We start from the raw sequence: 5,260 nt of genomic DNA, 5'->3' as shown, positions 1-5,260 counted from the left end.
AATCGAACTCCATGCCGTAGACGGTCGCGTTGTCGAACGGCGCGCCGAGCGAGTCGACGCTGTGGACGTCGTACGCGCCCGTCGGTTCGTAGACGGTGACGTTCTCGGTCGTGTTGTCGCCGTCCTGGTCGATGTGCTGGACGCCGTAGCTGACCTTGCTCAGTCGATCCGTCGACAGCGTCGTGAAATCAGCGTCGAGGTCGCCGTCGTTGACGACGATCTTGATCGACTGAATGCCGTCGAACGTGCCGTCGCCCGATCCCTCTACCGCGAGGCCCGAGACGTCGGCCTGGGAGACGAACCCGTTGCCGGTGCCGTCCGCAAGGACGTCCGCGTCGTTGGCCGACGCCGACCCGTTGAGGTGGAGGCGCTTCTCGTCGCCGTCACTGTCCGCGATGACGAGTTCGGCAGTACCGTTCAGCGTCTGGATGTTCGCGGCGGCCCAGAACACGCGCTTGCCGACGTCGCTGGTGATCGAGACTCGGTCGAACGTCGCGGTCGCGGACTCGGTGTTCGCCACGTTCGCGTCGACCGAGAGCGTCTGAACGTCCGCGTCAGGACTCGACACGTTCACGTCCGAGTTGGTGCCGGCCGAGGTCGTCCACTCGCTTGCGTCGAGTGTCGAGTTCGATTCGGACGGGAACTGAGAAGCAGCATCGAAAGCGAGATTGTCCGCACGCAACGTGACCGGATTCGACTCGTTCGCGAGCGAGCCGTTCAGCGTCTTCCAGTTCCCGTTGTCGTCCTGGTAGTCCAGCGTGGTGTTGTTCGTCCCGAGCTGGTGGGCGGCCTTCTCGACGGTACCGGTGAACTCGGGGTTCGGCACCTTGTCGCTGGTGCCGACCGCGAGGCCGGTCGAGGACTGTGCGGCGGCGGGCATCGTCGCCATCAGCAGCACGGCGGTCAGCGCGAACACCTGCTGAAGCCGGTTACGCATCGAGACCACCTCCGAACGACCGTGCGGCGATGTAGCCGATCCCGATTGAAACGCAGAACACGATGAGCGCAGCCAGCCCTGTGTTCGGGAGGCCCCAGAGGTAGCCGCTCGCCGCGAGGCCGAGTCCCGAGCCGATCAGCGACCAGAACGACTGGTAGTCGGTGAGACCGAACCCGGACATCTCGACCTCCGTCCGAGCTGCGTGCCCGCCGTCGGTCGCGATCTCCTCGTCGATGTCGTCGAGGCGGTCCTCGTGATACACCGCGCCGAAGTTCGCCGGGAGATGTACGGTGTTCTGGTCAACGTCGACGGTAACGGTGCCGTCGAGGCTCGGCGCCTGGACGGCGTGGGTGTGGCCGTTCTGCTGGACGGCGACCTCGCCGTCGCTCATACGCGCCCTCCGCGGCGCTTTTCGAGGTTCCGCCAGTCGGTTGTCCAGTCGGTGCGTTCGTCGTGTGACCCATCAACTGACGGGTCAGCAGTTCGGTTAGCCATAGTTCGGGTCCGAGCGCGCGGAACGCAGTAAACGCGGGCGCGCCCGATACCGCCGAAAACCCCATCAGCGCCTAAGTTTCCCCGTAAAATGGCGGTTTCGTGTAGGCGAGACCACCACGAGACCAACATTAATGAGTGGTGAAGGTATCTGTCGGGGTGGACCCACCATGGCACTGCTGAAACTCCGGAAACTCGACGAAACGACTGCTGGCCTGACTGTCCCGAAAGACGATCTTCGCGAGGAAGGACTCGCTGACCTGGAGGGAAACCTCCTCTTCGACGAACAGTTCGTCTCGCTCCGGCGCACCGATGACGGCAAATGGGAGTTCAAACTGGTTGACGCTGAATCCCTCACGTCCTCTAGCGCTGCCGAGTGACCAACCAAACTGAATGGCTCTGTTGAAGTTCTATTAACAGTTGTTGTGAGTCTACTAGTACGACCTCAAGGATCGGTCATTCACTCAGTTCAGAAACCCTCAAAATTTTGCCGCTCCGCGCCAACGTGTGGCTGCAGAATTGGCGAACGACAGAGCCAGCTATTTCTCGGTACTGGGTTTGATATCCGTGATTTCGAAGCGCGCACCGCCTGTCCTGCTCTCGGTGACATCAATCTCCCAGCCGTGCGCATCAACGACTTCTCGCACAATAGAGAGTCCGAGGCCGGTCCCGGTCTCGGTGCTTGTATGGCCCGCTTCAAACACCTGCTCTCGTTCAGCTGGTGGAATCCCGGGACCATCGTCTGCAACGTAGAACCCACTTTCGAGGTCGCCGACGGTGATCGTGACGTCGTCGCCACCGTGTTCGACAGCGTTCCGGATGAGATTCCCGAACAACTGTTGGAGGCGGCTCTCGTCCGCATCAACGGTGCTTATGGTCTCGACGTTGAGTGTGGCGTTCGCTGTTTCGACCGTCGCCCAACTCTCCCTGACACAGTCGCCGAGAGCGACCGGCTCGGTGTCGTCGATAGTCTTCCCTTGGCAAGCGAGCATGAGGATATTCTCGATGAGTTCCTGCATACGCTCGTGGGCGTTCCGAATTGCGTCGATGTGTGAACTCTCGTGCTTCTCGGCGAGCAGGCCGAGATGACCGCTGGCGACATTAAGCGGGTTTCGGAGGTCGTGACTGACGACATTCGCAAAGTCCTCAAGTTCTTGAGTTCGCTGCTTGAGCTCTTCTTCGGCTTGTTTCCGGTCAGTAATGTCGAGGTATGTTGCAAGCGATTCCTCGTGGGGCTCGCTCCCGAACGCAGTTGCAGTGAGGAGGAACGTTCGCTCGTTACCGTCGACAGTGCGCCGCGTAACTTCCCTGCGGACACGCTCGCCGCGCCGTACCTGCTCGTTTATCTCCCGTGCCTGCTTCGACCGATTCTCCGCAACGATGAGGTTGTCGATCGACGCCCCACTGAGTTGGCTGTCGGTGAAGCCGAACGTGTCTTTGAATGCCTGGTTGGCTTGCTCTACTTTGAGGGTGTCGTCGTCGAAGGCCGTGATGACAAGCGGAACAGGGACGGCATCAAGGAGGCTGGCGAATCGGTTGCGTTCCTGCTGAAGTCGTTCTTGGGACTCTCGGAGGTCGGTGATGTCCTCGTTAACGGCAACGAACCGCAGGATTCCCCCGTCATCATGGGTGACCGGGGAGATGGTTTGTTTGACGACATACCGCTCACCGCTTTTCCGCTCGTTGGTGATTTGACCTTTCCAGATGTCGCCATTGAGGATTGTCTCCCAGAGGCGCTCGTAGAACTGTGCAGAATGGATGCCGGACTGAAGGAGGTTAGCATTATTCCCGATTGCTTCGTCGGCAGTGTATCCGGTTTGCTCTTCGAACGCCGGGTTGACGTACTCGATCCGGCCGGTCGTATCGGTCCAGTAGATCGCGTGGCCCGTGCTTTCGACGGCCTCCTGGAAGGCGCGTGCATCCGTCGGTAGATCGGGTGAATCTGGCGGTGAGTCCATGTTATAGTGCAAAAACGTGTTTCGTGTTTGGTTGAGGGAGTTATTGATCGATGGATGAGGCGGAGAACTGGTCAAATTCTCGGCCGGTGATCGTGGTCGGTGCCAACTGGTAGTAGTTCATAGTGGTGTCTTCGAGTGTCGTTTCGGGGTAGACGTTCAGGGTGGGGATGGACGCGTTTTGTGTGATTGTGGTGGCGGCCTGCGGCTGCTTGTCTTCGGGAACGTGCTCAACTGGCCCTTGTACAAGCACGCTCTTTACTGCCTGTTCGTCATAGACTGTGAGCGTCGCTGTCTCCGTCGTCTCAAGAAACTCCATCTTTTTGCTCTCTGATGTGTGAACGAGCTGGAAGTACACGGTCTCACCGTCGTAGCCGAACGACTCCGGAATAGAGTAGGCTTCGTCGCCGTCGGTAAGCGCTAACACGCCGACCCCCGACTCACGGAGTACAGTATCACACTCCGCACTTGTCAACTCAGTCGCCATATAAAGAGCGATTCTATACGGCTTTGAACATGTTTCGGTTGAGGAACGAAGCTTGGCGATTCGAGTACTAATCCTGCTACCGGATGATCCCAACAGGGCCAACAAAATACGTCGGCATGGACTCCTGAGGAACTCTCGATCCCACTTCTGGTGCGACCACATGGGGTTGTAAGACGGCACGAATCGATCCCCGAAATTGCACACATCATCCGCGACCTACGTGTGCAGAACTGCCCTCGCGCCGCACCGCCTACCCCGCTATCGCGTCGATCAGGACGGAGTCCACGACCTCTTTTATATACTCTATCTGTTTCAGCCACCCGATAAAACTAGGAATCTGGGGGTCGTGTGCAAAAATATGCGACTCCGAATGACCGACTCGCGCGAACGACGACTCGACAACCTTCAGGAAGCGACCGGCGAGAACACCAAGAGCAAGGCGCTCGATCGTGCGGCCGAGTTCTACCTCCGCATGCGAGGCGACACCACCGCCGTCCCAACCGGCGCGTTCACCGAACTGATGGAACGCGCCGATGAGAAAGGAAGTGTCACTTCCGAGGAGATTGCCGAAATTCTGGATACCGACGAGCTCCCGGTTAAGGCAGAAACCTATTGGTCAATCGGTGAAGACTAACATCCTTCCACGGCTAAGGCTGCAGGGCTTCCCCTCAATACCACTGTTATGTGAATGGAGTAGTACTTCAGACTAAGTTAGCTTCGCTAACATTTCACTACTTCAAAATAATCGTCAATAAACCGGCGAAAGCCGGTATTTTGAGTACTATTCGTTGCTGCGGCGAACCGCCAGCAGCGCGGCCGCGACGAGCGCGACGAGAGCCGGCATCATGCCGAATCCGGGGATACCACCGTCGCCACCGTCACCTTCCGTCGTCTCAGTCGCCTCGGTCGTCGGTTCCGGTTCGGTCATCTCGGTAGTTTCGGTCGTTTCGGTGGTCTCGGCATCGTCGTCACCGTCACCGCCGTCGTCACCGTCACCGCCGTCGTCACCGTCACTACCATCGCTGCCATCTCCGCCGTCGCCGCCGTCGGAACCGTCTCCGCCGTCGCCGCCGTCGGAACCGTCTCCGCCGTCGCCGCCGTCGGAACCGTCTCCGCCGTCGCCACCGTCGGAACCGTCTCCGCCGTCGCCACCGTCGGAACCGTCTCCGCCGTCGCCGCCGTCGGAACCATCTCCGCCGTCGGAACCGTCTCCGCCGTCGCCGTCGGAGACTGTGACGCTGAAGTCGAAGCGTTCGGACGTGCTCGCCGAGTAGGACGTCGAGTCCTGTTCGCCGTTGACCTGAATAGTCAGATCATCGCCGTCCTCGAGTCCCTCGACGTCGTCCTCGGAGATCTTGATCTCGTAGTAGCCGTCGCTATCGGTGGTGT

The 5,260-nt window shown here is 59.6% G+C and carries 6 protein-coding genes and 1 pseudogene; 2 read left to right on the top strand and 5 right to left on the bottom strand.

Annotated elements, in window-relative coordinates; all coding sequences use genetic code 11:
* Positions 1–937 (bottom strand): annotated as a pseudogene (locus EPY72_RS19040) (hypothetical protein); the annotation flags it as partial.
* Positions 930–1,328, bottom strand: a complete 399-nt coding sequence (locus EPY72_RS19035; protein ID WP_135807452.1) for a hypothetical protein — start codon at positions 1,326–1,328, stop codon at positions 930–932. The gene EPY72_RS19035 and the pseudogene EPY72_RS19040, both read right to left, overlap by 8 nt.
* 271 nt (positions 1,329–1,599) lie before the next feature.
* Here EPY72_RS19035 and EPY72_RS19030 point away from each other — a divergent pair, with 271 nt between their 5' ends.
* Positions 1,600–1,809 carry a DUF8053 family protein gene (locus tag EPY72_RS19030; RefSeq protein WP_135807451.1) on the top strand — a complete coding sequence of 70 codons (210 nt, stop codon included), beginning with the start codon at positions 1,600–1,602 and terminating at the stop codon, positions 1,807–1,809.
* A 159-nt stretch (positions 1,810–1,968) separates the two neighbouring features.
* Here the strand turns inward: EPY72_RS19030 and EPY72_RS19025 are convergent, their stop codons facing one another.
* Both EPY72_RS19025 and EPY72_RS19020 read right to left on the bottom strand, forming a co-directional pair.
* Complete coding sequence (locus EPY72_RS19025) at positions 1,969–3,387, bottom strand: PAS domain-containing sensor histidine kinase (protein WP_135807450.1); 1,419 nt, start codon at positions 3,385–3,387, stop codon at positions 1,969–1,971.
* 40 nt (positions 3,388–3,427) lie between these two features.
* On the bottom strand, positions 3,428–3,871 hold the full coding sequence (locus tag EPY72_RS19020; RefSeq protein ID WP_134672287.1) for a pyridoxamine 5'-phosphate oxidase family protein: 444 nt from the start codon (positions 3,869–3,871) through the stop codon (positions 3,428–3,430).
* A 370-nt stretch (positions 3,872–4,241) separates the two neighbouring features.
* On the opposite strand from EPY72_RS19020, the gene EPY72_RS19015 reads away from it, so the two are divergent.
* Positions 4,242–4,505: a hypothetical protein gene (locus tag EPY72_RS19015; RefSeq protein WP_244605629.1), complete on the top strand. Its 264-nt coding sequence runs from the start codon at positions 4,242–4,244 to the stop codon at positions 4,503–4,505.
* A gap of 147 nt (positions 4,506–4,652) precedes the next feature.
* On the opposite strand, the gene EPY72_RS20020 is transcribed toward EPY72_RS19015, so the two are convergent.
* A partial coding sequence (locus EPY72_RS20020) for a PGF-CTERM sorting domain-containing protein (RefSeq protein ID WP_210423579.1) occupies positions 4,653–5,260 on the bottom strand: 608 nt, incomplete at its 5' end.

It is taken from the genome of Halorussus marinus (assembly GCF_004765795.1).
Taxonomy (GTDB): domain Archaea; phylum Halobacteriota; class Halobacteria; order Halobacteriales; family Haladaptataceae; genus Halorussus; species Halorussus marinus.
Note: the sequence above shows the minus strand (reverse complement) of the source record. Positions and strands in the feature narration are given on the sequence as shown.